The organism is Aminobacter sp. P4_D5 (genome assembly GCF_056401815.1).
The window spans coordinates 1-767 of the sequence record NZ_JBFUIP010000609.1; the positions used below are offsets into that span (position 1 = coordinate 1).

The window sequence follows — 767 nt, forward strand, 5'->3', positions numbered from 1 at the left end:
GGCCTTCGAGCGCGTCATCGACGAATGCGCCGCCCCCCGGCCGAGCTCGCCGGAGAGCTGGATCAACGCCGAGATCCGCTCGCTCTTCCTCACCCTTCATGAGGAGGGGCATGCGCATTCCATCGAGTCCTGGCGCGGCGAGGAGCTAGTGGGCGGGCTCTATGGCGTGGCGATGGGCGGCGCCTTCTTCGGCGAGAGCATGTTCAGCCGGGCCGACGATGCCTCGAAGATCGCGCTGGTCAACCTTGTGGCGCGGCTGCGGCTGGGCGGGTTCACCTTGCTGGATGCGCAGTTCCAGACCTCGCACCTGACGCAGTTCGGCACGGAGGAGGTGCCGCGGGCCATCTACAAGCGGATGCTGTCGGTCGCGGTGGAGGTGCCCGCGCAATTCCCGGACGATCTGCCGGACGAAGTGCTGGCCGGGGAGATCGCGCGGCTGCGGGGGGCGGGCGAAGAGCCGGGAGGATGACCCTGCCGCGAATGCGGCGGGCGCCCGAGGGCGTCAAACCATGCGGAGCAGCGTGCCATCCTTGCGGATCGCCTGGTGGAAGATCACCGCGCCGATATGCATGCAGAGCAGCACCAGGATGGACCAGCCCACCCAGGCGTGCAGCATGAGCAGCGTGTTTGCCACAGGCTCATTGGTCTCCATGAACTTGGGGAAGTCGATCAGCCCGAGATAGGCGGTGTCGCCGGCCTGCGGAAAGCCGTAGGCATTGGTCGTGAAGAAACCCAGCAGCGGCTGCAAGATCAGCGCCAGGTAGAGC

2 protein-coding genes are annotated in these 767 nt (G+C 66.9%); one reads left to right on the forward strand and one right to left on the reverse strand.

The window, feature by feature from the left end:
* On the forward strand, positions 1–469 hold a 469-nt coding region (gene aat, locus AC1DWF_RS33835; protein WP_476842864.1), incomplete at its 5' end, for a leucyl/phenylalanyl-tRNA--protein transferase.
* Positions 470–502: 33 nt separating this feature from the next.
* Here the strand turns inward: aat and AC1DWF_RS33840 are convergent.
* Positions 503–767 (reverse strand): cytochrome b (locus AC1DWF_RS33840; protein WP_476842865.1); only part of this gene is annotated, 265 nt, incomplete at its 5' end.